Annotated in this window: 24 protein-coding genes; 8 read left to right on the top strand and 16 right to left on the bottom strand. The window is 68.9% G+C overall.

The window, feature by feature from the left end; all coding sequences use genetic code 11:
• Nucleotides 1-72 precede the first annotated feature (72 nt).
• The 4 genes from qcrB to ctaE form a co-directional block, all read right to left on the bottom strand.
• Entirely contained in the window at nt 73-1,710 is a 1,638-nt protein-coding gene (qcrB, locus tag OG758_RS33750) for a cytochrome bc1 complex cytochrome b subunit (RefSeq protein WP_326713380.1), read from the bottom strand.
• Nucleotides 1,707-2,765 (bottom strand): cytochrome bc1 complex Rieske iron-sulfur subunit, encoded by a 1,059-nt coding sequence (gene qcrA / locus OG758_RS33745; protein WP_326713379.1) that lies wholly within the window; start codon nt 2,763-2,765, stop codon nt 1,707-1,709. The genes qcrB and qcrA overlap by 4 nt, the downstream gene beginning before the upstream one ends.
• A complete protein-coding gene (gene qcrC, locus OG758_RS33740) occupies nt 2,762-3,571 on the bottom strand; it encodes a cytochrome bc1 complex diheme cytochrome c subunit (protein ID WP_326713378.1) in 810 nt (269 codons plus the stop codon). Before qcrC ends, qcrA begins: the two co-directional genes overlap by 4 nt.
• A 74-nt stretch (nt 3,572-3,645) precedes the next feature.
• Nucleotides 3,646-4,266, bottom strand: coding sequence for an aa3-type cytochrome oxidase subunit III (gene ctaE / locus OG758_RS33735; protein WP_326713377.1), 621 nt, complete (start codon nt 4,264-4,266; stop codon nt 3,646-3,648).
• 187 nt (nt 4,267-4,453) lie between these two features.
• On the opposite strand from ctaE, the gene OG758_RS33730 reads away from it, so the two are divergent.
• A complete protein-coding gene (locus OG758_RS33730) occupies nt 4,454-4,855 on the top strand; it encodes a hypothetical protein (protein ID WP_266565108.1) in 402 nt (133 codons plus the stop codon).
• 80 nt (nt 4,856-4,935) lie between these two features.
• On the opposite strand, the gene OG758_RS33725 is transcribed toward OG758_RS33730, so the two are convergent.
• The 4 genes from OG758_RS33725 to ctaC form a co-directional block, all read right to left on the bottom strand.
• The gene (locus OG758_RS33725; RefSeq protein WP_326713376.1) at nt 4,936-6,195 is read right to left on the bottom strand and encodes a L,D-transpeptidase; all 1,260 of its coding nucleotides are present in this window, start codon (nt 6,193-6,195) and stop codon (nt 4,936-4,938) included.
• 133 nt (nt 6,196-6,328) lie between these two features.
• Complete coding sequence (locus OG758_RS33720) at nt 6,329-6,727, bottom strand: cytochrome c oxidase subunit 4 (RefSeq protein WP_326713375.1); 399 nt, start codon at nt 6,725-6,727, stop codon at nt 6,329-6,331.
• Entirely contained in the window at nt 6,724-8,460 is a 1,737-nt protein-coding gene (gene ctaD, locus OG758_RS33715; protein WP_116502518.1) for an aa3-type cytochrome oxidase subunit I, read from the bottom strand. The genes OG758_RS33720 and ctaD overlap by 4 nt, the downstream gene beginning before the upstream one ends.
• Complete coding sequence (gene ctaC / locus OG758_RS33710) at nt 8,457-9,416, bottom strand: aa3-type cytochrome oxidase subunit II (RefSeq protein ID WP_227294288.1); 960 nt, start codon at nt 9,414-9,416, stop codon at nt 8,457-8,459. Before ctaC ends, ctaD begins: the two co-directional genes overlap by 4 nt.
• A 338-nt stretch (nt 9,417-9,754) precedes the next feature.
• Here ctaC and OG758_RS33705 point away from each other — a divergent pair, with 338 nt between their 5' ends.
• On the top strand, nt 9,755-11,143 hold the full coding sequence (locus OG758_RS33705) for a cysteine desulfurase/sulfurtransferase TusA family protein (protein WP_326713374.1): 1,389 nt from the start codon (nt 9,755-9,757) through the stop codon (nt 11,141-11,143).
• A gap of 5 nt (nt 11,144-11,148) precedes the next feature.
• On the opposite strand, the gene OG758_RS33700 is transcribed toward OG758_RS33705, so the two are convergent.
• Nucleotides 11,149-12,123 carry a carbohydrate kinase family protein gene (locus OG758_RS33700; RefSeq protein WP_326713373.1) on the bottom strand — a complete coding sequence of 325 codons (975 nt, stop codon included), beginning with the start codon at nt 12,121-12,123 and terminating at the stop codon, nt 11,149-11,151.
• A gap of 133 nt (nt 12,124-12,256) precedes the next feature.
• Here OG758_RS33700 and OG758_RS33695 point away from each other — a divergent pair, with 133 nt between their 5' ends.
• On the top strand, nt 12,257-12,469 hold the full coding sequence (locus OG758_RS33695; RefSeq protein ID WP_326713372.1) for a hypothetical protein: 213 nt from the start codon (nt 12,257-12,259) through the stop codon (nt 12,467-12,469).
• A 129-nt stretch (nt 12,470-12,598) separates the two neighbouring features.
• Nucleotides 12,599-14,080: a hypothetical protein gene (locus tag OG758_RS33690; RefSeq protein ID WP_326713371.1), complete on the top strand. Its 1,482-nt coding sequence runs from the start codon at nt 12,599-12,601 to the stop codon at nt 14,078-14,080.
• An 86-nt stretch (nt 14,081-14,166) separates the two neighbouring features.
• On the opposite strand, the gene OG758_RS33685 is transcribed toward OG758_RS33690, so the two are convergent.
• Nucleotides 14,167-14,523, bottom strand: coding sequence for an iron-sulfur cluster assembly accessory protein (locus OG758_RS33685; protein WP_100592151.1), 357 nt, complete (start codon nt 14,521-14,523; stop codon nt 14,167-14,169).
• A 279-nt stretch (nt 14,524-14,802) separates the two neighbouring features.
• On the opposite strand from OG758_RS33685, the gene nadA reads away from it, so the two are divergent.
• The gene (nadA, locus tag OG758_RS33680; RefSeq protein WP_326713370.1) at nt 14,803-15,993 is read left to right on the top strand and encodes a quinolinate synthase NadA; all 1,191 of its coding nucleotides are present in this window, start codon (nt 14,803-14,805) and stop codon (nt 15,991-15,993) included.
• A gap of 92 nt (nt 15,994-16,085) precedes the next feature.
• On the opposite strand, the gene OG758_RS33675 is transcribed toward nadA, so the two are convergent.
• The 5 genes from OG758_RS33675 to OG758_RS33655 form a co-directional block, all read right to left on the bottom strand.
• A complete protein-coding gene (locus OG758_RS33675; RefSeq protein ID WP_326713369.1) occupies nt 16,086-19,241 on the bottom strand; it encodes an efflux RND transporter permease subunit in 3,156 nt (1,051 codons plus the stop codon).
• Nucleotides 19,242-19,428: 187 nt separating this feature from the next.
• Nucleotides 19,429-20,127 carry a response regulator gene (locus OG758_RS33670; RefSeq protein ID WP_266669756.1) on the bottom strand — a complete coding sequence of 233 codons (699 nt, stop codon included), beginning with the start codon at nt 20,125-20,127 and terminating at the stop codon, nt 19,429-19,431.
• Nucleotides 20,124-21,356 (bottom strand): sensor histidine kinase, encoded by a 1,233-nt coding sequence (locus OG758_RS33665; protein ID WP_442810366.1) that lies wholly within the window; start codon nt 21,354-21,356, stop codon nt 20,124-20,126. The genes OG758_RS33670 and OG758_RS33665 overlap by 4 nt, the downstream gene beginning before the upstream one ends.
• An 88-nt stretch (nt 21,357-21,444) precedes the next feature.
• Nucleotides 21,445-21,723, bottom strand: coding sequence for a PspA-associated protein PspAA (gene pspAA, locus OG758_RS33660; RefSeq protein WP_326713368.1), 279 nt, complete (start codon nt 21,721-21,723; stop codon nt 21,445-21,447).
• A gap of 21 nt (nt 21,724-21,744) precedes the next feature.
• Nucleotides 21,745-22,542, bottom strand: a complete 798-nt coding sequence (locus OG758_RS33655; RefSeq protein WP_326713367.1) for a PspA/IM30 family protein — start codon at nt 22,540-22,542, stop codon at nt 21,745-21,747.
• 272 nt (nt 22,543-22,814) lie between these two features.
• Between OG758_RS33655 and OG758_RS33650 the strand changes: the two genes are divergently transcribed.
• The 3 genes from OG758_RS33650 (at nt 22,815) to OG758_RS33640 (ending at nt 25,450) form a co-directional block, all read left to right on the top strand.
• Entirely contained in the window at nt 22,815-23,441 is a 627-nt protein-coding gene (locus OG758_RS33650) for a DUF3043 domain-containing protein (protein ID WP_326713366.1), read from the top strand.
• An 83-nt stretch (nt 23,442-23,524) separates the two neighbouring features.
• On the top strand, nt 23,525-24,232 hold the full coding sequence (locus tag OG758_RS33645) for a class I SAM-dependent methyltransferase (protein ID WP_326713365.1): 708 nt from the start codon (nt 23,525-23,527) through the stop codon (nt 24,230-24,232).
• A 195-nt stretch (nt 24,233-24,427) separates the two neighbouring features.
• Nucleotides 24,428-25,450 carry a S1C family serine protease gene (locus tag OG758_RS33640; protein WP_326716124.1) on the top strand — a complete coding sequence of 341 codons (1,023 nt, stop codon included), beginning with the start codon at nt 24,428-24,430 and terminating at the stop codon, nt 25,448-25,450.
• Nucleotides 25,451-25,540: 90 nt separating this feature from the next.
• Here OG758_RS33640 and OG758_RS33635 read toward each other — a convergent pair whose 3' ends face one another.
• Nucleotides 25,541-25,759: a hypothetical protein gene (locus OG758_RS33635; RefSeq protein WP_100592141.1), complete on the bottom strand. Its 219-nt coding sequence runs from the start codon at nt 25,757-25,759 to the stop codon at nt 25,541-25,543.
• Nucleotides 25,760-25,801: the final 42 nt, after the last annotated feature.

The raw sequence follows: 25,801 nt of genomic DNA, 5'->3' as shown, positions 1-25,801 counted from the left end.
GGCTCTCACCGTGGCGACCATGGGGTCCCCCGCTCGAACGAAGCCGAGAGTGAGGGAGGTCAGTTCAGGTGATCAGTGGTGGCCGTGGCCGCTGGTGATCTCCTTGTACTCCTCGACAGTCGGCTTGGGGATCTGGCTCTCCTCGCCGTACATCCCCTCGGAGAGCTTGGCCCGCAGCTTCTCCGTACCGGACACCTTGCGCTCCACACCGTTCTCGTCGACCGTCGGGCCGATCTCGAGCGGCGCGTACTGCTCGTGCGCGGTGAGGGTGTGCAGGGCGTCGGACCCGAGCGGCTCGTGGACCTCGATGAACTCACCGTGCGGCAGGCGCTTGATGAGGCCGGACTCGCGTCCATGCAGCACCTTGTCCTTGTCGCGGCGCTGGAGGCCGAGGCAGATCCGCTTGGTGGCGACGAAGACCAGCACGGGCACGATGAAGAACCCGATGCGCACGAACCAGGTGATCGCGTTGATCGACAGGTGGAAGTGCGTGGCCCAGAGGTCGTTACCGCCACCGACGAGCAGGACGAAGTACCAGCTGATCCAGGCGGCACCGAACGCGGTCCGGGTCGGGACGTTGCGCGGGCGGTCCAGGATGTGGTGCTCACGCTTGTCGCCGGTGACCCAGGACTCGATGAACGGGTAGACCGCGATGGCCACCAGGACCAGCGGGAAGATGATCAGCGGGATGAACACACCCAGGACGAGCGTGTGACCCCAGAGGTTGATCTCCCAGCCCGGCATGAAGCGGATCAGGCCCTCGGAGAAGCCCATGTACCAGTCGGGCTGCGCGCCGGTGGAGACCTGGTCGATCCGGTACGGGCCGATGGCCCAGATCGGGTTGATCGACGCGATCGCGGCGATGACCGCGATGACACCGAAGACCAGGAAGAAGAAGCCGCCCGCCTTGGCCATGTAGACCGGCAGCAGCGGCATGCCGACGACGTTCTTGTTCGTCTTTCCGGGGCCCGCGAACTGCGTGTGCTTGTGGTAGAAGACCAGGATCAGGTGGCCGACCACCAGGCCGAGCATGATGCCCGGCAGCAGCAGGATGTGGACCGAGTAGAACCGCGCGACGAAGTCGCCGCCCGGGAACTCGCCGCCGAAGAGGAAGAACGACAGGTACGTGCCGACGATCGGCACGGACAGGACCGCGCCCTCCATGAAGCGGACACCGGTGCCGGAGAGCAGGTCGTCCGGGAGCGAGTAACCGGTGAAGCCGGTGAACATGCCGAGGACGAACAGCAGGAAGCCGAACAGCCAGTTGATCTCACGCGGCTTGCGGAACGCGCCCGTGAAGAACACGCGCATCATGTGCACGAACATGCCGGCGAGGAAGATCAGCGCCGCCCAGTGGTGGATCTGCCGGATCAGCAGACCACCGCGCACCTCGAAGGAGATGTGCATGGTCGAGTTGAACGCCTCCGACATCAGCTGCCCCTGGAGCGGGACATAGCTGCCGTGGTACGTCACCTCGTTCATCGACGGGTGGAAGAACAGCGTCAGGTACACACCCGTGAGGATGATGATGATGAAGCTGTAGAGGCAGATCTCACCGAGCATGAAGGACCAGTGGTCCGGGAAGATCTTGCGCATGTTGGCCTTGGCCAGGGAGTAGATCCCGAGCCGGCCGTCCGCCCAGTCGGCCACCCGCTCACCGGCGGGCGCCTTCTCGCGCGAGGACGCGTCGTTGGTCGTCGTAGTGCTCATCCGCGCTCCCAGAAGGCAGGACCGACGGGCTCTGCGAAGTCGCCGAGCGCCTGCAGGTAACCCTCGTCGCTCACGCCGATACGCAGCTGCGGAAGCGCGTGGCCGGCGGGACCGAAGATGACGCGGGCGCCGTCGGAGAGGTCGAAGGTGGACTGGTGACAGGGGCAGAGCACGTGGTGCGTCTGCTGCTCGTACAGGGAGATCGGGCAGCCCACGTGGGTGCAGACCTTCGAGTACGCGACGACACCCTCGTGGCCCCACGCGAGCTCTTGCTTGTCCTTGATGTCTTCAGGCTGGATCCGGACCAGCAGCAGGGCGGCCTTGCCCATGACCTGCTGGAAGTCCTCGTCCGTCTCCTCCAGGCCCTCGGGCTTGGCGAAGGTGAGCGAGCCGACCACGATGTCCGAAGGACGCATCGGCTGGTTCGTGCTCACGTTGACGAGGAGCTTGCCCTTCTTCCACGCGGTGTGCCGGAGCTTGTCCTCCGGCAGCGGACCGAGGTCACGAAGGAGGACGATGCCGGAGAGCGGGACCATCGCGACCGCGCCGAAGAGCGTGTTGCGGATCAGCTTGCGCCGGCCGAACTGCGACTCCTTGGCGCCCTGCTTGAAGTCCGCCAGGACCTTCGCCTTGACCGCGGGCTCGGCCGAGATCTCGTGGCGGTCGTCGGCGACCTCCACGTCGGACATCAGGGTGCGGGCCCAGTGGACCGCGCCCGCGCCGATGCAGAACAGGGCCACGCCGAGCGTCATACCGAGCGCGAAGTTCAGCGCGCTGATGTGCCCGATCGGCCAGATGTAGACGCTCTTGTCGGCCTTGATCGTCACGTACGAGGCGATGAAGGCGACCGTGGCGAGCATCGAGAGCACGAACAGGAAGGCGACCACGCGCTCGGAGCGCTTGGCGGCCCGCTCGTCGATGTCCTGGACCCGGTGCTCGTGGGGCGGCAGCCCCGGATCGGCGAAGGGGTCGTCCTTCACCGCGACCGAGCCGTGTGGCTGGTCGGCGTCCTGCGCGCTGGGCAGGTTCTCTTCTGGAATCTCTTGGCTACTCATGACTTCTTGGCCTTTGCGGTCCGAGCGGCGACCCAGACGGCGACGGCGATCAGTGCGCCGAGACCGAAGATCCAGGCGAACAGGCCTTCACTGACGGGGCCGAGCCCGCCCAGGTTCAGACCGCCGGGGCTCTCGGTCTCGTCGCCGTTGACCGCGTTGATGTACGCGATGATGTCCTTCTTGTTCTTCTCCGGCATCGTGGTGTCGGGGAAGGACGGCATGTTCTGCGGGCCCGTCTGCATGGCCTCGTAGATGTGCTTCGGGCTCACGCCCTCCAGGCTCGGCGCGAACTTGCCGTGTGTCAGCGCGCCGCCCTCACCGGTGAAGTTGTGGCACTGCGCGCAGTTGGTACGGAACAGCTCGCCACCGTTGGCGATGTCCGCACCCTCCGGGCTGACCTGGTTCTTCGTCGGGACGGTCGGACCGGCACCGAGCGAGGCGACGTACGCCGCGAGCTGGTCGATCTCGGCCTGCGAGTAAATGACCTTCTTCTTCGGGATCTGCGCGCCGGGCTGCTGCGCAGGCATGCGCCCGGTGCCGACCTGGAAGTCGACGGCCGCGGCGCCCACGCCCGTCAGCGGCGGACCGTCAGAGCTGCCCTGACCGCCGGTGCCGTGGCAGCTGGCGCAGCCGACGGCGTAGAGCTTCTTGCCCTCGTCGATGGCGAGGGACTGGGCGGTTTCGTCGGCCTGCGCCTTGCTCGCGGGTGCGAACGCGGCGTACAGCCCCCCGGTGGCCGCCAGCGCGAGGAGTAGGACGACGACCGCCGCCAGCGGATGGCGTCGTCGTGCGGAGAGCTTTTTCACGGATTACCCCGGTGTCAGGATCTTCTGCGTCGGTGCTTGCTGGACGAGTCGGTACGTCGTGATCGACGTAGCGACTACTTGATCAAGTAGATCGTGGCGAAAAGGCCGATCCAGACGACATCGACGAAGTGCCAGTAATAGGACACGACGATGGCTGCGGTCGCCTGCTCATGGGTGAACTTCCTGGCCGCGTATGTACGGCCGAGGACGAACAGGAAGGCGATGAGGCCGCCTGTCACGTGCAGTCCATGGAAGCCAGTCGTCAGGTAGAACACCGAGCCGTACGGGTCGGAGGACAGCGAGAGTCCGTCCTTCTTGACCAGTTCGGTGTACTCGAAGATCTGACCGCCGATGAAGATCGCACCCATGATGAAGGTGACGATGAACCATGTCCTGAGCTTCTTCACATCCCCGCGCTCGGCGGCGAACACGCCGAGCTGACAGGTCAGTGAGGAGAGCACCAGGATCGTGGTGTTCGTCGCTGAGAACGGAACGTTCAGCGACTCGGCCATTTGCTTCCAGTGATCTGGCCCCGTCACCGATCGCAGGGTGAAGTACATCGCGAAGAGGGCCGCGAAGAACATCAGCTCGGAACTCAGCCAGATGATGGTTCCGACGCTGGTGAGGTTCGGCCGATTGACCGACGGGTGCGCGTGCCCGGTTTCTACTGTCGTTGCTGTCGCCACGACCGACATTATGTCGGTCGCTTATCTCGCGCTCACTCCGGGGGGTGCCGTTCGGAGTGTCTGTGGGGTGTGTCCAGCCCGTATGGCCCATCAGGGCGGTGTCCGAACCGGTGTTGACGGGGTGTCGGGAGGAGTAGGCTCCGCGCAACGCTTCCCCACCTTGATGAGTCAAAGACGCCGAAGTCTCGGAGGAACGATGCAGTCGACCGCGACGGTCCTGGTCTACAGCGACAACGCAAGCACCCGCGAACAGGTCCGCCTCGCGACCGGGCGCAGGCCCGCCGCCGACGCCCCCGAGATCGAGTTCGTCGAGTGCGCCACGCTCCCGGCGGTCCTCAAGGAACTGGACCGCGGCGGCATCGACGTCTGCGTCCTGGACGGCGAGGCCGTTCCAGCGGGCGGCATGGGCGTCTGCCGGCAGATCAAGGACGAGATCTTCCACTGCCCGCCGGTGCTGCTCCTGATGGGCCGCCCGCAGGACGCCTGGCTGGCCACCTGGAGCCGCGCCGAGGCCGCTGTGACGCTGCCGGTCGACCCGGTGGAGTTCGCAGGCGCACTGGCCGCTCTGCTGCGCTCGCGGAGCGCCGTGGAGGCGTAGGGCGCTTCGGTACGCCGACAGGGCGACCCGCAGCGCTGCCGCGGGTCGCCCCTTCCGTGTGTGGTCCGGAGTCAGAAGTCTCACACCTCGGGGCTCAGCCGGGCCGCCTGGACGCCACCCTGGCCGCCGTCCGTCGCGACCGCCTGTATGGCGCTGCCCTTCTCCCAGTTCTTCCAGCTGAGGTTCCAGTCGCCGAAGCCGTTGCCGAACGGGTCCATCTGCGCGCCGTTGCTGTTGACGACCTTCACGATGTCGCCGATGCGGAAGGTGTTGAAGAACCACTCGGCGTTGCTGGTGCTCATGCCGGTGCAGCCGTGGCTGACGTTGGCAAATCCCTGCGAGCCCGCGGACCAGGGGGCGGCGTGCACGTATTCGCCGCTCCAGGTCACCCGGGTCGCGAAGTACACGTCCATGTCGTACGAGTCCGACGAGCCCTCGGCAATGCCGATGCTGGTGCTGCGCATCCGTACGAAGCGTTCCTTGCCGAGCACGACCTTGACGCCGTTGCGGGTCTCGAAGCCGGGCTTGCCGGTGGTGACGGGGATCGTGTTGATCACTCGGCCGTTGCGGTAGACCGTCATCTGGTGCGAGGCGGCGTCGGTCACGGCCTCTATTCGGTCGCCGATGGTGAGGCGAAGGGCCTTGGATGTGCCGCCCCAGAGGCGGTCGCCGACCTTGATGCCGTTGAGGGTGCTGTGCGCCTCCAAGGTGGCGCCTGCGGGCCAGTACTCCTCGGGGCGGTAGTGCAGCGTCTTGTCGTCCACCCACGTCCAGGAGCCCGCCACGGCGGGCTCCGAGTCGACCTTCAGGCCCCTCTCCACGACGGCCCGTGCGGCCTTGTCCTTGACGGGGGCGCTGAGTACGGCGGTGACGGGCTGTCCGACGCCGTACTTTCCGGCATCGGGGCCGAAGGTGACCTTCAGGGACTTGTTCTTGCCCGGGTGGCCCGTGTCGAAGGTGAGGACCTTGCGGCCCGGCGCGCCGTCTTCGTCCTCGGTGCTCACGTTCACCGTGTAGTGCGCGTCAGCGGCGAGCGGGGCGGTGCTGTGCCACCTGCTGCCGTCGGCGGACAGTTCACCCGCGACATAGCGGCCTATGGAATCGGTGGCAGTGACATCGGTGATGCGTGCTTCATCGCCCTCCGAGGTGATCTCTATCGGCTTGTTCGGGTCGGCCTTCTTGCTCCCGGACTCCCCGGCGAAGCTGATCTCGCTCGCCGCGTCGTACGGCTTGGCGGAGAGCGGGTGACTGGAGCTGCCGCAGGCCGTGACGCTCGCACCGAGTGCGGTCACCAGCAGAGTGCAGCCCATTACCGTGCGAATTCTCGGTGAGTGGTTCATGACCAACACGGTATGAACCCTGGCTGTTCGTGGCGCGTCGATTGGGCCGTCCGAGGCACGGCCGGTGCGGGGCACGGGAAAGGGCCCGGACACTCCGTCAGGAATGTCCGGGCCCTTCGGCGTCGGCCGGACCCTACTGAGTCCGGTTCTCGCCGCGGTAGTACTCGAAGACCCAGCCCCACAGGCCGATCAGGATGATCGGGGCCGAGAAGTACATCAGCCACCAGCCGAAGATGACGCCCATGAAACCGAGCGCACCACCGATGGCCAGGGCGAGCGGCTGCCAGCTGTGCGGGCTGAAGAAGCCCACCTCACCGGCGTCGTCCGCGACATCGGCCTCCTTGTTGTCCTGCGCACCTGTGTCGAGCCGCCGGGCCGTGAAGGCCAGGTAGTAGCCGACCATGATGCACAGGCCGAAGGCCAGGAAGAGCGCCGTGGTTCCGGCGGGCTCCTTCGACCACACGCCGTAGACGATCGCCATGGCGAGCACGAAGACGCTCAGCCAGATGAACATCTTGCCTTGGACCTTCACTTGCCGGCCTCCTTGCCACCGGAGAGAGCGTTGCCCCCGTGGCCGCCGTTCTGGAGCTGGTCCATCGCGGCGATCTCCGGGTGGTGCAGGTCGAACGCCGGCGATTCACTGCGAATGCGCGGCAGGGTGAGGAAGTTGTGCCGCGGCGGCGGGCAGGACGTCGCCCATTCGAGTGAACGGCCGTAGCCCCACGGGTCGTCGACCTCGACCTTCTTGCCGTACTTGGCGGTCTTCCACACGTTGTAGAAGAACGGCAGGATCGACAGACCGAGCAGGAACGAGGAGATCGTCGAGATCGTGTTCAGCGCGGTGAATCCGTCGGCCGCGAGGTAGTCCGCGTAACGACGCGGCATGCCCTCGACGCCCAGCCAGTGCTGCACCAGGAACGTGCCGTGGAAGCCGATGAACAGCGTCCAGAACGTGATCTTGCCGAGCCGCTCGTCGAGCATCTTGCCCGTGAACTTCGGCCACCAGAAGTGGAATCCGGCGAACATCGCGAAGACCACGGTGCCGAAGACGACGTAGTGGAAGTGCGCGACGACGAAGTACGAGTCCGAGACGTGGAAGTCCAGCGGCGGGGCCGCCAGGATGACGCCGGTCAGACCACCGAAGACGAAGGTGATCAGGAAGCCGATCGTCCAGAGCATCGGTGTCTCGAAGGACAGTGAGCCCTTCCACATCGTGCCGATCCAGTTGAAGAACTTCACGCCTGTTGGTACGGCGATGAGGAACGTCATGAAGGAGAAGAACGGCAACAGCACGCCACCGGTGACGTACATGTGGTGCGCCCACACGGTCACGGAGAGACCCGCGATCGCGATGGTCGCGCCGATCAGGCCCGAGTAGCCGAACATCGGCTTTCTCGAGAACACCGGGATCACTTCGGAAATGATTCCGAAGAATGGCAACGCGATGATGTACACCTCTGGATGGCCGAAGAACCAGAAGAGGTGTTGCCATAGCAAGGCGCCGCCATTACTGGCGTCGAACACATGGGCACCGAACTTGCGGTCCGCCTCCAGGGCGAACAGCGCGGCGGCCAGGACCGGGAAGGCCAGCAGGACCAGCACACCGGTCAGCAGCACGTTCCACACGAAGATCGGCATACGGAACATCGTCATGCCGGGCGCGCGCATGCAGATGATCGTGGTGATGAAGTTGACCGAGCCGAGGATCGTGCCGAAGCCGGAGAAGGCCAGACCCATGATCCACATGTCGGCGCCGATGCCCGGCGAGCGGACGGCGTCCGAGAGCGGGCTGTAGGCGAACCAGCCGAAGTCGGCCGCACCCTGCGGGGTGAGGAAGCCGCCGACCGCGATGAGCGAGCCGAAGAGGTACAGCCAGTACGCGAACATGTTCAGCCGCGGGAACGCCACGTCGGGCGCGCCGATCTGCAGCGGCATGATCCAGTTCGCGAATCCGGCGAACAGCGGCGTCGCGAACATCAGCAGCATGATCGTGCCGTGCATCGTGAACGCCTGGTTGAACTGCTCGTTCGACATGATCTGGTTGCCGGGACGAGCGAGTTCGGCGCGCATGAAGAGCGCCATGAGTCCGCCGATGCAGAAGAACGCGAACGACGTGACCAGGTAGAGCGTGCCGATCGTCTTGTGGTCAGTGGTGGTCAGCCACTTGACGACGACATTCCCCGGCTGCTTGCGCCTGACCGGCAGCTCGTTCTCGTACGAGTCGTCAGCTGCGGCGGCACCCTGGGGTTCGTTGAGGATGCTCACAGGTTGTTCGTCTCCCGGTTCTTCTCGTGGCTCGTCTGCGCGATGCCGGACGGGATGTAACCGGTCTGCCCCTTCTTCGCGAGGTCCTTGAGGTGCTGCTGGTAGCGCTCAGGAGAGACGACCTTCACGTTGAACAGCATGCGCGAGTGGTCGACGCCGCAGAGCTCGGCGCACTTGCCCAGGAAGGTGCCCTCCCGGTTGGGAGTCACCTCGAAGGCGTTGGTGTGGCCCGGAATGACGTCCTGCTTCATCAGGAACGGCACCACCCAGAAGTCGTGGATGACGTCGCGCGAGGTGAGGACGAACCGGACCTTCTCGCCCTTGGGGAGCCAGAGGGTGGGGCCGGGGTTCTTCGTCTGCGGGTTCCTCGATGCCGGCGTACCGGCCTCGTAGACGCCGCCGGCGTTCGCCGGGAAGTCCTCGATGAAGCGGTCCGGAATACCGGCCAGTTCCTTCGAGGTCTTCGCGTCACCCGTGGAGCCGGGCACGTTCTCGACGTAGTTGAAGCCCCAGCTCCACTGATAGCCGACCACGTTGATGGTGTGGGCCGGCTTGTCCGCGAGGCTGAGGAGCTTCGACTCGTCTCGTGCCGTGAAGTAGAAGAGGACCGAGACGATGATGAGCGGTACAACCGTGTACAGCGCCTCTAGCGGCATGTTGTACCGCGTCTGCGTTGGTACCTCGATCTTGGTGCGGCTGCGCCGGTGGAAGATGATGCTCCACAGGATCAGGCCCCAGACAAGGACACCCGTGGCGAGCGCTGCCGCCCACGAGCCCTGCCAGAGGGAGAGGATCCTGGGACCTTCTTCCGTAACCGGGGTCGGCATACCAAGACGAGGGAAGTCCTTGTATGTGCAACCAGTAGCGGTTACCAGGATCAGGCCCGCAGTCAGCACCTGCGGCAGCTTCCGCCGCATCGGGCGCCGCGACGAGCGGTCGGAGCCGTTGGGACTCACGTAGCGCCTTCCCGAGAGTCTCGCCCGCGCTGGTTGGCTACGGCCGTCTCGCTGGTCGCTCGCCGCCCTGGCACACGGGCAGGGGTTTGGATGTTTATGCGGACCAAACCCTACTGGACGCTATTTGAGGTCGCGCGGGGAGGGTGCCTAACGCGCCGCGGGTCACTCAGAAGGGGTGGAACTTGCTGTTCCGGGGGGATCTGACGGGGGATCGGGGGGATGTCCGGTGGGCGCGGGGCGGGCGGTCCGACGGGTGCGCGCTCCGGGCGGCGGGGGGCGCGCCGCTCTCCGCGCCCCTGGCCCGACGCCGCGCTCACCCGGGGCTTTACCGTTGCAGTGTGTCCTACTTCGACGCTGCATCCTCCGCTCCCCTGCACCCCGTGGCCCGGCAGGCGCTGCTCGCCTCGCTGGACGAGGGGTGGGCCGACCCCGCCCGGCTCTACCGCGAGGGGAGGCGGGCCCGGCTGCTGCTGGACGCGGCCCGTGAGGCCGCCGCGGACGCCGTGGGCTGCCGCCCGGATGAGCTTGTTTTCACCCCTTCGGGGACGCGCGCCGTGCATGCGGGAATCTCCGGCGCGCTCGCGGGGCGTCGACGTGTCGGCCGGCATCTGGTGGTTTCCGCGGTCGAGCACTCCTCGGTACTCCATTCGGCTGCCGCGCTGGAGACGGACGGCGGTTCGGTGACCGAGGTGGGCGTGGACCGGGCCGGTTCCGTCTCCCCCGGCGCGTACGCCGACGCGCTCAGGGAGGACACGGCGCTCGCCTGTCTCCAGTCCGCCAACCACGAGGTGGGGACGGTGCAGCCGGTGGCCGAGGTCGCCGCGGCGTGCCGGGCCGCCGGGGTGCCGCTGCTCGTGGACGCGGCGCAGTCGCTCGCGTGGGGGCCGGTCGAGGGCGACTGGTCGCTGCTCGCGGGCAGCGCGCACAAGTGGGGCGGCCCGGCGGGAGTAGGACTGCTCGCCGTGCGCAAGGGGGTGCGGTTCGCGGCCCAAGGCCCGGCCGACGAGCGGGAGTCGGGGCGGGCGGCCGGGTTCGAGAACATTCCGGCCGTCGTGGCGGCGGCGGCCTCACTGCGGGCGGTGCGGGCCGAGGCCGCCGAGGAGGACGCGCGGCTGCGGGAGTTGACGGAGCGGATCCGGGCCCGGGTGCCGGGGCTCGTGCCCGATGTCGAGGTGGTGGGCGACCCGGTGCGGCGGCTGCCGCACGTGGTGACCTTCTCCTGTCTCTATGTCGACGGAGAGACTCTGCTGCACGAGCTGGACCGGGCCGGTTTTTCTGTTTCGTCCGGATCGTCGTGCACGAGCAGCACGCTGACGCCGAGCCATGTGCTCAAGGCGATGGGGGTGCTGAGCGAGGGGAACGTACGGGTGTCGCTGCCGCTCGGGACGACCGGGGACGACGTCGAGCGGTTCCTCGGGGTGCTGCCGGGGACGGTGGCGTCGGTACGGGAGCGGCTGGGGGCGACGGCCGTGACCGCGCCCGCCCCCGCGCCGGCGAGTGCGCCCTCGCTCGTGGTCGACGCGCTCGGCAAACGGTGCCCGATCCCCGTCATCGAGCTGGCGAAGGTGATCGGGGACGTGCCGGTGGGCGGGACCGTGACCGTGCTCGCCGATGACGAGGCGGCGCGGCTCGACATCCCGGCGTGGTGCGAGATGCGGAGCCAGGAGTACGTCGGGGAGGAGCCGGCGGAGCGCGGTGCCGCCTACGTGGTCCGCCGGCTCTCCTGACGGGACTACTTCAGGTACTCCCTGACCTCGGCCGCGGCCTCGTGGCCGTACGCCTTGGTGAAGCGGTCCATGAAGTGGCCGCGGCGCAGCTGGTACTCCTGCGTGCCGAGGGTCTCGATGACCAGCGTGGCGAGCATGCAGCCGACCTGGGCGGCGCGCTCATGGCCGACGCCCCAGGCCAGGCCGGACAGGAAGCCCGCGCGGAACGCGTCGCCGACGCCGGTCGGGTCGACCTTGGCCTCCTCCTCGGCGCAGCCGACCTCGATCGGGTCCTCGCCGACGCTCTCGATGCGGACGCCGCGCGAGCCGAGCGTCGTGACGCGGTGGCCGACCTTGCCGAGGATCTCCTCGTCGGTCCAGCCGGTCTTGCTCTCGATGAGGCCCTTCTCGTACTCGTTCGAGAAGAGGTACGTCGCGCCGTCCAGGAGCGTGCGGATCTCGTCGCCGTTCATCCGGGCGATCTGCTGCGAGAAGTCCGCGGCGAACGGGATGGAGCGCGAGCGGCACTCCTCTGTGTGGCGGAGCATGCCCTCCGGGTCGTCCGCGCCGATCAGCACGAGGTCGAGGCCGCCGACGCGCTCGGCGACGGCCTGCAGCTCGATGAGGCGGGCCTCGCTCATGGCGCCCGTGTAGAAGGAGCCGATCTGGTTGTGGTCGGCGTCCGTGGTGCAGACGAAACGGGCCGTGTGCAGGACCTCGGAGATGCGGACGGAGTCGGTGTCCACGCCGTGCCGGTCGAGCCAGGCGCGGTACTCGTCGAAGTCGGAGCCCGCGGCGCCGACCAGGATCGGGTCCGTGCCGAGCTGCCCCATGCCGAACGCGATGTTCGCGCCGACACCGCCCCGGCGGACGTCGAGGTTGTCGACGAGGAAGGAGAGGGAGACCGTGTGCAGCTGATCCGCGACGAGCTGGTCGGCGAAGCGGCCGGGGAAGGTCATGAGGTGGTCGGTGGCGATGGAGCCGGTGACTGCGATACGCACGGCGTGGTCACGTCTTCCTGAGCGGAGGGGGTTGACGCTTTACGCTACCGGGTCGCGTCCGTCCGACTGAAGTGGCAAAACTACCCGATAGTAGGTCTTTCTTCGCGGGGCCGGACCTGCATAGCGTTCCTCTATGACGAACCTCAAGGTCCGCACCGCGTCCGCACCGCTCGACCTCGAAGGCGGCCTCGCCTCCCTGCGCGGCGACTGCGCCCGAATGGCCCCGCACTGGACGGCCCCCGCCAAGGACAAGCAGACTCCCGTCGCCCCCTCCCTCCCCCACGGCGTCGTCGTGCCCTCCAAGTCCGCGCGGCTCATCGATTCGATGTCCGAGTACGGGGACTAGGGGGACTGGAGAGGCGCCCGCGCGGGCCCTGGGGAGCGAGGAGGGAACCGCACGCTCCCCCGCTGCGTCCCATCGCTGTCCCCCGTACAGGGGATACGGCGTACGACGCGGCAGCTAAGGAGCGATGCGGTGAGCACCGAGCAGACGCAGGATCGACACCGGGGGCGGTCCCCGCTGGCCGTCGCCTCGGTCGCGGCAGCGGTACTCCTCGTCGGTGGCGGTGGCGCGTATTTCGCGGCGGCCTCGGCCGACGGCGACGGCCGCGGCGGGACTCCGGCGGCCGGCGACGGCTCCACTCCCCCGCCGCTGCCCCTGGACGGCTACCAGGAGGGCGGCACGGGCTCCACCTCGGGAATCGCGCCGGGCGAGCCCGACCCGAACGGCACCCGCTACCGGGCCGACGGCAAGCTCCCCACCGGCCCCGGCGACGCGCCCGTCTACCGGAGCGAGGGCAAGGTGACCGCGGCCGATGTCACCGCGCTCGCCAGGACGCTCGACGCGCAGGGCGCCCCGCGCCTGGAAAACGGCGCCTGGAAGGTGGGCCCGGCGAAGGACGGCTCGGGCCCCTCACTCCAGGTGACCGAGCGGGCCCCCGGCGCCTGGACGTACGCGCGCTACGCACCGTCCGCGGGCCACAAGTGCGCGAGCCCCACCCAGTGCACCGAGGCGCCGGGGAACGGCAGCACCAAGGACGCCGTGAGCGAGGACGCCGCGAAGAAGGCGGCGGCTCCGGTGCTCAAGGCGCTCGGCCAGGACGACGCGAAGCTCGACGCGCGCCAACTGATGGGCGCGGTAAGGGTGGTGAACGCGGAGCCCCGCGTGGGTGACCTGCCCACGTACGGCTGGACCACGGGCGTCCAGGTCGGCTCGGACGGTCAAGTGGTCGGCGGCAGCGGCCAGTTGAAGAAGCCGGTCAAGGGGGACACGTACCCCGTGATCAGCGCGCAGAAGACGCTCGATCTGCTCAACTCCGAGGCTGTCGGGGCCGGTCGCGTCGGTATCGGCGGCTGCGCGAGCCCGGTGCCGGTGACGGAGCGGGACGAGGCACCGTGCAAGGCGCCGACGAAGCTGCCCGCGGCGGAGCCGGTCCATGTCACCGGGGCCACGTTCGGGCTCGCGGCGCAGTTCACGCAGGGGCGGCAGATCCTCGTACCGTCGTGGCTGTTCCAGGTGAGGCCGCAGGGCGGGCAGGCGGCGTTCACGGTGACGCATCCCGCGGTGGACCCGAAGTTCCTGACGTCGCCGCACACGCCGGGGCCGGACGACAAGCCGAGCCCGCGGCCGAGCGTCGAGCCCGGTGCCCCGGGGACCGACACCCGCGACGTGCGCCCCGACGGCTACACGGTGGAGGGGCGGACCCTGACGGCGCACTTCACGGGCGGCGTGTGCAGCACCTACACGGCCACCGCGACGCAGAAGGACGGCACGGTCGCCCTGAAGGTCACGGAGACGCGGAAGGAGGGCACGGTCTGCATCGCGATGGCGAAGTTCTACACGCTGCCGGTGACGCTGGACGAGCCGCTCGACGGCCGGAAGGTCGTGGACTCCCAGGACAGGGCGGTGCCGCACGCGGACGGCAAGCGGGGGTACGCGCCGGCGCCGCAGAGCTGACCCCGTGACGAAAACCCCGTGAAACACGAAGCGGCGGTTCCCCTTCGACCGGGGAACCGCCGCTTCGTGTACGTACGGGCTCAGACTCAGCTGAACGAGTCGCCGCAGGCGCAGGAGCCCGTGGCGTTCGGGTTGTCGATCGTGAAGCCCTGCTTCTCGATGGTGTCGACGAAGTCGACGGAGGCGCCGCCCAGGTACGGGGCGCTCATGCGGTCGGTGACGACCTTGACGCCACCGAAGTCCTTCACGACGTCCCCGTCGAGGGAGCGCTCGTCGAAGAAGAGCTGGTAACGCAGGCCGGAGCAGCCTCCGGGCTGTACCGCGACACGCAGCGCCAGGTCGTCGCGCCCTTCCTGGTCAAGGAGGGCCTTGACCTTGGCCGCGGCGGCGTCGGACAGGAGGATGCCGTCGCTCACGGTGGTGGTCTCGTCCGATACGGACATCTGCTTCTCTCCAGGGTTGTACGGAGACTGCTTGCCGACGTTCCAACCGGCGGGGCCGCGGTTTCATTCCGGCCCTGGCGCTCGTGTTTCGCCTCTCGGCGAGTTCGGCTTCCTTGCCCTTTCATGCTCGCACACCCTGCGCGCGGGGGGCACGGGCCGGTCCACGCGGATTGCGTCACATCGACACGATGGCCATCGTCATTCTGACGTGAAGCAGTTATGATAGATAGCGTCATTTCGACGAGAAGCCTCGCCGCACGAATGTCATAACAAGAAAGGGTGCGTGACGTGACCACGGCCCAGACCCCCGTTGACCTGGACGTTCAGCCGACTCCGCTGGCTCTCCTGCTGCTCGGCCGCGAGGCCGACCCGCGGAGCGAGCGCGGTGTGGAGTGCCCTGGAGACCTGCCCTCCCCGTCCGACCCGGACCTGGTGGAGCGCGCCCGCGCGGCCAAGGAGAAGCTCGGGGACAAGGTCTTCGTTCTCGGCCACCACTACCAGCGCGACGAGGTCATCCAGTTCGCGGACGTCACCGGCGACTCCTTCAAGCTCGCCCGCGACGCGGCCGCCCGGCCGGAGGCCGAGTACATCGTCTTCTGCGGTGTGCACTTCATGGCCGAGTCCGCCGACATCCTCACCGGCGACGACCAGAAGGTGGTCCTGCCCGACCTGGCCGCCGGGTGCTCCATGGCCGACATGGCCACCGCCGAGCAGGTCGCCGAGTGCTGGGACGTGCTGACCGAGGCCGGCATCGCCGAGCAGGTCGTGCCCGTCTCGTACATGAACTCCTCCGCGGACATCAAGGCGTTCACCGGCAAGCACGGCGGCACGATCTGTACCTCGTCGAACGCGAAGAGGGCCCTCGACTGGGCCTTCGAGCAGGGCGAGAAGGTGCTCTTCCTGCCGGACCAGCACCTCGGGCGCAACACCGCCGTGCGGGACATGGGGATGTCCCTGGAGGACTGCGTCCTGTACAACCCGCACAAGCCGAACGGCGGCCTGACCGCCGAGGAGCTGCGGAACGCGAAGATGATCCTTTGGCGCGGGCACTGCTCGGTGCACGGGCGCTTCTCGATCGACTCGGTCGACGACGTCCGCGAGCGGATCCCCGGCGTACGGGTCCTGGTGCACCCCGAGTGCAAGCACGAGGTCGTCGCCGCGGCGGACGAGGTCGGCTCGACGGAGTACATCATCAAGGCCCTCGACGCGGCCCCGGCCGGGTCGAAGTGGGCGATCGGCACCGAGCTCAACCTGGTGCGGCGCCTCGCCAACGCGCACCCCGACAAGGAGATCGTCTTCCTCGACAAGACGGTCTGCTTCTGCTCGACGATGAACCGCATCGACCTGCCGCACCTGGTGTGGACCCTGGAGTCCCTGGCCGAGGGCAACCTGGTCAACCGGATCGAGGTCGACCGCGAGACCGAGCAGTTCGCGAAGCAGGCGCTGGAGCGGATGCTGGCGCTGCCGTAGGCGCGAAAGCCGCGGAAAGCCCGGAGCCCGGGTCCCACACGAAGGTGGGACCCGGGCTCCGGGCTTTCCGCCGAACGGGTCAGCCGAACGGGTCAGACGCCCGCCGGCTCCGGCTCGCCGGACTCGGACTCCGAGGCCTCCGCGGCCTCCGGCTCGGCCGTCACCCCGGCCTTCTTCGCCCGCTTCGCCTCGCGCTTCTTGCGGCGCCGCTCCTTACGGAGCTCCAGCATCGCGTAGAGCGTCGGGACGAGGAGGAGCGTCAGGAGCGTCGACGTGATCAGACCGCCGATCACCACCACCGCGAGCGGCTGGGCGATGAAACCGCCCTCACCCGTGACGCCGAGCGCCATCGGGAGCAGGGCGAAGATCGTCGCCAGGGCCGTCATGAGGATCGGGCGCAGACGGTGGCGGCCGCCCTCGATGACCGCCTCGATCGTGCCGTAGCCCTCCTTGCGGTACTGGTTGATCAGGTCGATCAGGACGATCGCGTTGGTGACCACGATGCCGATGAGCATCAGCATGCCGATCATCGCCGGTACACCCATCGGGGTGCCGGTGGCGATGAGCAGGCCGATCGCACCGGTCGCCGCGAACGGGATCGAGACCAGCAGGATCAGCGGCTGCGCCAGCGAGCGGAACGTGGCGACCAGGAGCATGAACACGATCGCGATCGCGGCCAGCATCGCGAGGCCGAGGTTCTTGAACGCGTCGTCCTGGTCGGACGTGACGCCGCCGATCGTGGCCTTCGCGCCCGCGGGCAGCTTCAGCGCGTTGATCTTCGTCTGGAGGTCGGCGCTGACCGCGCCGGTGTTGTCACCGGTCGGCCTGGCCGTGATCGTCGCGGCGCGGGCGCCGTCGATCCGGGTCATGGAGACCGGCCCGTCGACCAGCTTCACCGTGGCGATGTCGCCGAGCTTCAGACCGCGGGGGCCCATCGGGAGCTTCTTGAGCTCGTCCATGGTCGTGGCGGGCTTCGCCGACTTCACGACGACGTCGCGCTCGGTGTCGTCGAGGATCGCCTTGCCGCTGGTCGTACCGCGCACGGCCTGGCCGACGGCCGCGCCGAGCGTGGTGTCGTTGAACCCGGCGGCCGCGGCCCTGGAGTTGGCCTTGACCGAGATGCGCGGGACCGACTGCGACAGGTCGCTGGTGACGTCCGTGACGCCGTCGAGCCCGGCGACCTCGTCGCGGACCTCGTCGGCCGCCTTGCGCAGGACCTGGCCGTCGGCCGCCTTCACCACGACGCTCAGGTCCTGGCTGCCGAAGCCGTCACCGGCCGCGATGGTGGTCCGGCCGATCCCGGAGATCTCACCGAGACCCTTCTCGATGCGGTCCCGGGTCTTCTCGTACGACGCCTTGTCCTTCAGCGTCACCTGGTACGAGGCCTGGTTGGTGTCGGTGCCGCCGCCGAAGGCCGCCATGAAGCCGGACGAGCCGATGGTGACCTGGTAGTCCTTGACCGAGTCGACGCCCTCGAGCAGCTTCTCGACCTTCTTCGCCTCGGCGTCGGTCGCCGCCAGGCTGGTGCCCGGCTTCAGCTCCTGCTTGATGGACAGGACTTCCTGCTCGCCCTGGTCGAAGAAGTTCGTCTTCAGCATGGGGGCCATGCCGAACGTGCCGACCAGCACCACGACCGCGATGAGGACGCTGGTGAGGCGGCGACGGGTCGCGAAGCGCAGGACGGGGACGTAGATCCGCTGGAGCCAGGACCGCGCCTCCTTCTCCTCCGCCTTGCGGCGCGCCTCCTCCGGGTCGACGCCCTTGATCGCCTTGGGCGGGCGCAGGAACCAGTACGACAGGACCGGGACGACGGTGAGCGAGACGATCAGCGAGGCCAGCAGGGCCGCCGTGACCGTCAGCGAGAACGAGCCGAACAGCTCGCCGACCATGCCGCCCACCAGGCCGATGGGCAGGAAGACGGCGACGGTGGTCAGGGTGGACGACGTGACGGCGCCCGCGACCTCGCGGACCGCCTTGAGGATCGCCTCCTGGCGCTCCTCGCCGTAGCCGAGGTGCCGCTTGATGTTCTCCAGGACGACGATGGAGTCGTCCACGACGCGGCCGATCGCGATGGTCAGCGCGCCGAGCGTGAGCATGTTGAGCGAGAGGTCGCGGGTCCACAGGACGATCAGGGCCAGGACGACCGAGAGCGGGATCGAGACCGCGGTGACCAGGGTCGAGCGGATCGACGCCAGGAACACCAGGATGACGAGGACGGCGAAGAGGAGACCGAGCGCGCCTTCCGTCGTCAGGCCGTCGATGGACTTGGAGACCGCGGGGCCCTGGTCGCTGACGACCGTGAGCTTCGCGCCGGTGCCGAGGTCCTTGCGCAGGCCGGGGAGCTTGTCCTTGACCGCGTCGGAGATGGCGACCGCGCTGCCGTCGTGGTCCATCGTGACCATGACCGCGAGGCTGGGCCTGCCGTCGGTGCGGGTGATCGAGTCGGCCTTCGCGGGCCGCTGCGCGACCTCGGCGACGTCACCGAGGCGTACGGGCTTCCTGACGCCCTCGCCGGTGACCATCAGGTCCTCGATCTGCTTCAGGGAGGTGAAGCCGCCGCCGACCTGGACGGTGCGGTTGCTGCCGCCCTCGTCGAAGGAGCCGGCGGGCAGGGTCGCGCCGCCCGCCTGGAGGGACTGGCCGAGCGCGGTCTGGCTGATCCCGGCCGCGGCGAGCTTCTTGTCGTCGGGGGTGACGGTGACCTGGAGGTCGCGCACACCGTCGACGGTGACCTGGCCGACGCCGTCGATGTCCTTGAGGGACGGGACGACGGTCTTGTCGAGCTGGTCGGCGAGCGCCTGCTGGTCCTTGTCGGACGTGACGGCGAGGACGACGGTCGGTATGTCGTCCGTGGAGCCCGCGATGACCTGCGGGTCGACGTCGTCGGGGAGCTGGGCGCGGGCCCGGTTCACGGCCTGCTGGACGTCGGCGACGAGCTGCTTGGAGCCGTTGCCGTAGTCGAACTGGGCCATGATCACGGCGTTGCCCTCGCTCGCCGTGGAGGTGATGCCGGTGATGCCGTCGACCGCGTCGATGGTCGACTCGAGCGGCTCGATGACCTGCTTCTCGACCACGTCGGGAGACGCGCCCTGGTACGGGGCCAGGACGGACACCATGGGCAGTTCGATGGAGGGCAGCAGCTGCTGCTTGAGCTGGGGGATCGCGATGGCGCCGAAGACGATCGCGATGATCGACATCAGCCCGATCAGGGCCCGTTGAGCGAGGCTGAATCTCGACAGCCAGGACATGGTGTGGGTCTCTCTCTGTGGCAAGCGCGGCAGGAGGAGGCCCCGGGCGTCCGGGGACACGTGGGTGCGTCCGAAGACACGTGCGGGGCCCCCTACACCCTCAGTCATGCGCGAGGGCGGATCCGTCGCTCCCAGGTCCCGTTCTTATGCGCCGCATACTGCGCCCGTAGTACGCGGAGACCCCGGCTCACTCCACCCTTGGACGGACCAGGCCCGATTCGTACGCGATTACTACGAGTTGGGCACGGTCCCGCGCGCCGAGCTTGGCCATGGCGCGGTTCACATGGGTCTTGACCGTGAGCGGGCTGACCTGGAGGCGCTCCGCGATCTCGTCGTTCGAGTGGCCGCCGGCGACCTGGACGAGCACTTCGCGCTCGCGGGTGGTCAGCGCGGCGAGACGTTCGCCGTGGGCGCCGCCGGGGCGCGCGCCGTCCTCCCAGTCGCCGTACCCCTCGCCCTGGGCGAGGAACTTGGCGATCAGGCCCTTGGTCGCGACCGGCGACAGGAGAGCCTCGCCCGCGGCGGCGATCCGCACGGCACCGAGGAGCTCCTCGGGTTCGGCGCCCTTGCCGAGGAAGCCGGAGGCGCCCGCGCGCAGCGACTGGACGACGTACTCGTCGACCTCGAACGTCGTGAGCATCACGACGCGTACGTGTGCCAGTTCGGGGTCGGCGCTGATCAGGCGGGTCGCGGCGAGTCCGTCGGTGCCGGGCATCCGGATGTCCATCAGGACGACGTCGGCCTTCTCCGACTTGGCGAGGCTGACCGCCTCCGCGCCGTTCGAGGCCTCGCCCACGACGAGCATGTCGGGTTCGGAGTCCACGAGGACGCGAAAAGCGCTGCGCAGCAGGGCCTGGTCGTCGGCGAGCAGTACCCGGATGGTCATCCAGCGTCCCCCGTGTCCGTGGCGAGGCCCGCCGTGGCGTGGGCCTGGACGGGCAGGATCGCATGGACGCGGAACCCGCCCCCGTAGCGCGGTCCCGCCGAGCAGCTGCCGCCGATCGCGGCGACGCGCTCGCGCATGCCGAGGAGGCCGTGGCCGCCGCTGTCGGGCGAGGGCTGCTCGGTGCCGGGCCCGTTGTCGAGGATCGTGACCTCGATGTTCGGGCCTACGCGCAAGACGCTGACCTCGGCCTTGGCCTCGGCGCCCGCATGCTTCTGCACATTGGTCAGTGCCTCCTGGATGATGCGGTAGGCGGCCAGGTCGACGGCGGCCTGCAGCCCGGTGGCCCGGTCGGCGCAGGCGACCTCGACGGGCAGACCGGCGTTGCGGAACGTGCCGACGAGGTCTTCGAGGCGGTCGAGCCCCGGTGCCGGTTCGGTGGGCGCCTCGGGGTCGCCGGACTGCCTCAGCAGGCCCACGGTGGCGCGGAGTTCGTTGAGCGCGGAGCGGCTCGCCTCGCGCACGTGCGACAGGGCCTCCTTGGCCTGGTCGGGGCGCTTGTCCATGACGTGCGAGGCGACGCCCGCCTGGACGTTGACCAGGGCGATGTGGTGCGCGACGACGTCGTGAAGGTCACGGGCGATGCGCAGACGCTCCTCGGCGACCCGGCGCCGGGCCTCCTCCTCGCGGGTGCGCTCGGCCCGCTCGGCCCGCTCGCGGATCGCGTCGACGAACGCGCGCCGGCTGCGCACGGCGTCCCCGGCCGCGGCGGCCATGCCGGTCCAGGCGAAGACGCCGAGGTTCTCCTGCGAGTACCAGGGCAGGGGGCCGGCCAGCATGGCGGCGCCGGAGAGGACGGCCATGGTGGCGAGACCGACGCGCCACGTGGTGGGGCGGTCGGTGGTGGCGGCGACGGTGTAGAGCGCCACGACGGCGCTCATCGCGACGGGCGCACGGGGGTCGCCGGTGACGAGTTCGGCCAGGGTGACGGCGGAGGTGGCCGCGAGGACCGCCATGGGGGCGCGGCGGCGCAGGACGAGGGCGGCCGCGCCGAGCACCATGAGGACGACGCTGAGGACCTGGGGGCTGCGGGTGCCCCAGGTGGGGGTGCCGTCGCGGCCACCGTTCGGATCGGCGAAGGAGGCGGCGATCATGCAGAGCAGCACCGCCGCCGCGAGGGCCGCGTCCATGGCCCGGGGGTGAGTCCTGGCCCAGCGTACGAAGGGGGTCACCGGCGTCACGGTATCGCCCCCTCGTCCGTGCGCGGCAGGCCCGTCCATCAGCGGTACGCGCGACGGGCCACGTACCGCGGGCAGCGGCTCAGCCAGGGATCAGACCGTCGTCGCTGAGCATCTTCCGGACCTCTTCCAGGGTCGCGTCCGGGGACGGAAGAATAAGTTCCGAAGGTTCGAGTGACGCGTCGGGCAGCGGGGTGCCGACGGAGCGGACCGTTTCGAGCAGGGCGTTGAGCGTGCGGCGGAAACCGGGGCCGTCCCCGTTCTCCATCTCGGCCAGGAGCTCGTTGTCGAGCTTGTTGAGCTCGGTGAAGTGGCTGTCGGCCAGCTCCACCTGCCCCTCCCCCATGATCCGTACGATCATGACGCCCTCCTCGGCGTGGGACTACTGCTTGTCGAAGCGCGGTGTGTCCTGCGGCGTCTGCGTCGGGGACTGCTGGCCCTGACCGCCCTCGATGGCCTGCTGCTGCGAGGAGGAGCCGCCCGACAGTTCGGCCTTCATCCGCTGGAGTTCCAGCTCTACATCCGTACCACCGGAGAGACGGTCCAGCTCGCTCTGGATGTCGTCCTTGGCGAGGCCGGACTGGTCGTCGAGGGCGCCGGAGGCGAGCAGCTCGTCGATCGCGCCGGCCCTGGCCTGGAGCTGCGCCGTCTTGTCCTCGGCACGCTGGATGGCCATGCCCACGTCGCCCATCTCCTCGGAGATGCCGGAGAAGGCCTCTCCGATCCGGGTCTGTGCCTGGGCCGCGGTGTACGTCGCCTTGATCGTCTCCTTCTTCGTACGGAAGGCGTCGACCTTGGCCTGGAGGCGCTGCGCCGCGAGGGTGAGCTTCTCCTCCTCGCCCTGGAGGGTCTGGTGCTGCGTCTCCAGGTCGGTGACCTGCTGCTGGAGGGCCGCCCGGCGCGAGAGCGCCTCGCGGGCCAGGTCCTCGCGGCCGAGCGCGAGCGCCTTGCGGCCCTGGTCCTCCAGCTTGGACGACTGGGACTGGAGCTGGTTGAGCTGCAGCTCCAGGCGCTTGCGCGAGGTCGCCACGTCGGCGACGCCGCGGCGCACCTTCTGGAGCAGCTCCAGCTGCTTCTGGTACGAGTAATCGAGGGTCTCGCGCGGGTCCTCGGCCCGGTCAAGGGCCTTGTTCGCCTTCGCGCGGAAGATCATCCCCATACGCTTCATGACACCGCTCATGGGCTTCGCGCGCCCCCTTCTGACAGATCCAGCAGACGTCCAGCACCAGCACTGCGACAGAACCCACAGTACGGGTCCTGCCTCTATTACCGCACTGTTCAGGTGCGGATGCGCTCATCCCCAAGGACGACTGCGTCCGGTCCCGCTCCGGCGCAGGGAGTAGGTGTCCCCCTGGGGTGGCCGGATCTACGAGCACGCGGTGCAGCTGCCGGGAACGCTCAGCAACACTGACGCAGGGTGTTGCCGGATCGTTCCCCACTCGCCTCTGGTCCATGCGCCCGCACCACGTACCCTTGGGCTTTGTGTTCCGTAGCCGATCCAAGGACGAGAAGGCCCCGGCCGCCAAGGCACCGGTGACCAACTCCACGCAGCCCCGTGACCCGCAGGCCCCCAAGGGCCGCCCCACGCCCAAGCGCAGCCAGGCCCAGACCCAGCGCCGCAGCGTGGCCAATACGCCGACGACCCGCAAGGAGGCGTCGAAGCGGCAGCGCGACGAGCGCCGCACCGCGATGGAGAGGCAGCGCCAGGCGCTCGCCAGCGGTGACGAGCGTTATCTTCCCGCCCGCGACAAGGGTCCGGTGCGAAAGTTCGCGCGCGACTTCGTCGACTCGCGTTTCTGCATCGCCGAGTTCTTCCTGCCCCTGGCGGTGATCATCCTCGTGATGACCATGGTCCGGATCTCGAGTCTCCAGAACGTCGCGCTGCTGCTCTGGCTCATCGTGATCGTGCTGATCGTGCTCGACTCGGTCGTGACGGCGTTCCGCCTGAAGAAGCGCCTGGCCGAGAAGTTCCCGAACGAGCCGAAGAAGGGCGCCGTCGCGTACGCCCTGATGCGCACGCTCCAGATGCGCCGGCTCCGTCTGCCCAAGCCCCAGGTCAAGCGCGGGGAGCGGCCCTGAGCACGGAGGCCTTCTCCGGCGGCGCCGCGGCGTCCTGGCTCGGCAAGCTGAGCGGTCTGCGCAATTCCGTACGCCAGGAGCTCGTGGCCCGGCAGCTCGACGAGCAGCTGGCCGCGCGCTACCCCGTCGGGCAGCGGCTGCGGATCCTCGACGTCGGCATGGGCCAGGGCACACAGGCCCTGCGCCTCGCGCGTGCCGGACATCAGGTGACCGGGGTCGAGCAGGATCCCGGGATGGTCGCCGCAGCGCGGGCCGCGCTCGCCGAGGAGCCCGAGGGCATCCGCGGCCGGGTGCGCCTCGTGGAGGGTGACGGCCGTGAGACCGGGGTGCACTTCCTGCCCGGCAGCTTCGACGTGGTCCTGTGCCACGGGGTCCTGATGTACGTCGAGGACCCCGACGCGCTGCTCGCGGGTCTGGCGCGGATGCTGGCCCCCGGCGGCCTGCTCTCGCTCCTCGTGCGCAACGGTGACGCGCTCGCCGTGCGGCCCGGCCTCGCCGGGGACTGGCAGGCGGCGCTCGGCTCCTTCGACACGCTCTCGTACCGCAACCGGCTCGGGCTCGACGTGCGGGCCGACCGGCTCGACGCACTGACCGCGACGCTGGCCGGGATCGGGGCTCCGCTGCACGCCTGGTACGGCGTGCGGGTCTTCACGGACACGGCGGGGGACGACGTGCCCGTGCCGCCGCCCGGCGAGTTCCACACGCTGCTCGCGGCGGAGGAGCGGGCGGGCCGCACGGAGCCGTACCGCCGGGTGGCGGCGCTGCTGCACCTGTGCGGCGTGCGGGGCTGAGGGCCCCGGCGCACCCCCTGTTCGGCGGTCCATCACAGGCAGGAACAACCGGACGACGGCGACAATTCGGGCATGGATGTTTTCCGTGCCCGTCCCCGCTCTCTCACTGGCTCCCGTACGCGTACCCGTGCCACTCGTAGCGGGCGTGCCCGCGTTCCGCGGCTCGCGCTGCCGCTGACCGCCGTCGTCTGCTCGATGGCCCTGGCAGGCGGCTGCTCCGGCTCCGACTCCTCCGGCCCGTCCGGCCCGTCGACGAAGCCGTCCGGCACCACGGAGCAGGCCGCGGCCGTCTCCGGCAACGCTCTGCAGGCCGACTACCAGAAGGTGATCAGGGACGTCCTGCCGTCGGTCGTCCAGATCCAGGGCTCGTCCGAGCAAGGCTCCGGGATCGTCTACGACGACAAGGGGCACATCGTCACCAACGCGCACGTGGTCGGCAACGAGAAGACGTTCAAGGTGACCACGTCCAACAGCGAGATCGAGCTGACCGCGACGCTCGTCTACGCCTACCCCGACCAGGACCTCGCCGTCATCAAGCTGGACAAGGTGCCCGAGGGGCTCAAGCCTGCGAAGTTCGCGAACTCGTCCAAGGTCGAGGTCGGCCAGATCACCCTGGCGATGGGCTCGCCGCTCGGCCTGTCCTCCAGCGTCACGCAGGGCATCGTCTCGGCGACCGGGCGGACCGTCAGCGAGAACCCCGCGGGCGGCGGGACCGGCGCCACGATCGGGAACATGGTGCAGACGTCCGCGGCGATCAACCCGGGCAACAGCGGCGGCGCCCTCGTCAATCTCGACGGGCAGGTCGTCGGCATCCCGACGCTCGCCGCTACAGACCCCAACATGGGCGGCGGTGCGGCGCCCGGCATCGGGTTCGCGATCCCCTCGTCCATGGTCACGACGGTCGCCGGCCAGGTCGTCAAGACGGGCAAGGTCACGGACTCGGGGCGGGCCGCGCTCGGCATCACGGGCCGTACGGTGCTCGGCAGCTCCTACCAGCCGGACGGGGTCGCCGTCGTGGACGTCAACGACGGCGGGGCCGCGCAGAAGGCCGGGATCCAGTCCGGGGACATCATCACCCGGATCAACGGCACAGACGTCAGCACGATGGTGGCGCTCGCGGAGCAACTCGCCTCCCTCAAGCCCGGCGACAAGGTCTCGGTCGCGTACACGAGAAACGGGGCCGAGAACACGGTCGAGGTCACGCTCGGCGAGATCTAGGACGGACGTATCGGGAGACAGCGGACGACAGAAGGGCGGCGACCCGTGCGGGTCGCCGCTCTTCCTGGCGTTCCGTCCGGACCTGCAGACCTACGCCGGAGCGTCCTCCGCGTGCAGTCCCATCGGACCGTAGATCACCGCGTCGTCCTCGAAGAGGGTGACCTGGTCGGCGCCGCCTTCGGCGAGGGCCTTCCAGTACTCGCCGATCCACGACTCCGCGTCGCCCTGAGTCGTGAACTCCTCGGGCTGCACCGCCGGCTGGACCTCCGTCCCGTCCGACTTCTCGAACCTCCACGTCCACGCCGCCATGTCAGCCTCCAGAGAGTCAAGGGACCAGCTCACGGTCTGAGT

This window comes from Streptomyces sp. NBC_01474, from assembly GCF_035918215.1.
Lineage (GTDB): Bacteria > Actinomycetota > Actinomycetes > Streptomycetales > Streptomycetaceae > Streptomyces > Streptomyces aureus.
Note: the sequence above shows the minus strand (reverse complement) of the source record. Positions and strands in the feature narration are given on the sequence as shown.

Coding starts and splice junctions, on each gene's coding strand:
- OG758_RS33725 (WP_326713376.1), bottom strand. CDS start 6,195: ATGAACCACTCACCGAGAATTCGCACGGTAATGGGCTGCACTCTGCTG.
- OG758_RS33650 (WP_326713366.1), top strand. CDS start 22,815: ATGCGCCCGCACCACGTACCCTTGGGCTTTGTGTTCCGTAGCCGATCC.
- OG758_RS33730 (WP_266565108.1), top strand. CDS start 4,454: ATGCAGTCGACCGCGACGGTCCTGGTCTACAGCGACAACGCAAGCACC.
- OG758_RS33655 (WP_326713367.1), bottom strand. CDS start 22,542: ATGAGCGGTGTCATGAAGCGTATGGGGATGATCTTCCGCGCGAAGGCG.
- OG758_RS33675 (WP_326713369.1), bottom strand. CDS start 19,241: ATGTCCTGGCTGTCGAGATTCAGCCTCGCTCAACGGGCCCTGATCGGG.
- qcrB (WP_326713380.1), bottom strand. CDS start 1,710: ATGAGCACTACGACGACCAACGACGCGTCCTCGCGCGAGAAGGCGCCC.
- OG758_RS33695 (WP_326713372.1), top strand. CDS start 12,257: ATGACGAACCTCAAGGTCCGCACCGCGTCCGCACCGCTCGACCTCGAA.
- pspAA (WP_326713368.1), bottom strand. CDS start 21,723: ATGATCGTACGGATCATGGGGGAGGGGCAGGTGGAGCTGGCCGACAGC.
- qcrA (WP_326713379.1), bottom strand. CDS start 2,765: ATGAGTAGCCAAGAGATTCCAGAAGAGAACCTGCCCAGCGCGCAGGAC.
- OG758_RS33640 (WP_326716124.1), top strand. CDS start 24,428: ATGGCCCTGGCAGGCGGCTGCTCCGGCTCCGACTCCTCCGGCCCGTCC.
- OG758_RS33635 (WP_100592141.1), bottom strand. CDS start 25,759: ATGGCGGCGTGGACGTGGAGGTTCGAGAAGTCGGACGGGACGGAGGTC.
- OG758_RS33685 (WP_100592151.1), bottom strand. CDS start 14,523: ATGTCCGTATCGGACGAGACCACCACCGTGAGCGACGGCATCCTCCTG.
- OG758_RS33670 (WP_266669756.1), bottom strand. CDS start 20,127: ATGACCATCCGGGTACTGCTCGCCGACGACCAGGCCCTGCTGCGCAGC.
- ctaE (WP_326713377.1), bottom strand. CDS start 4,266: ATGTCGGTCGTGGCGACAGCAACGACAGTAGAAACCGGGCACGCGCAC.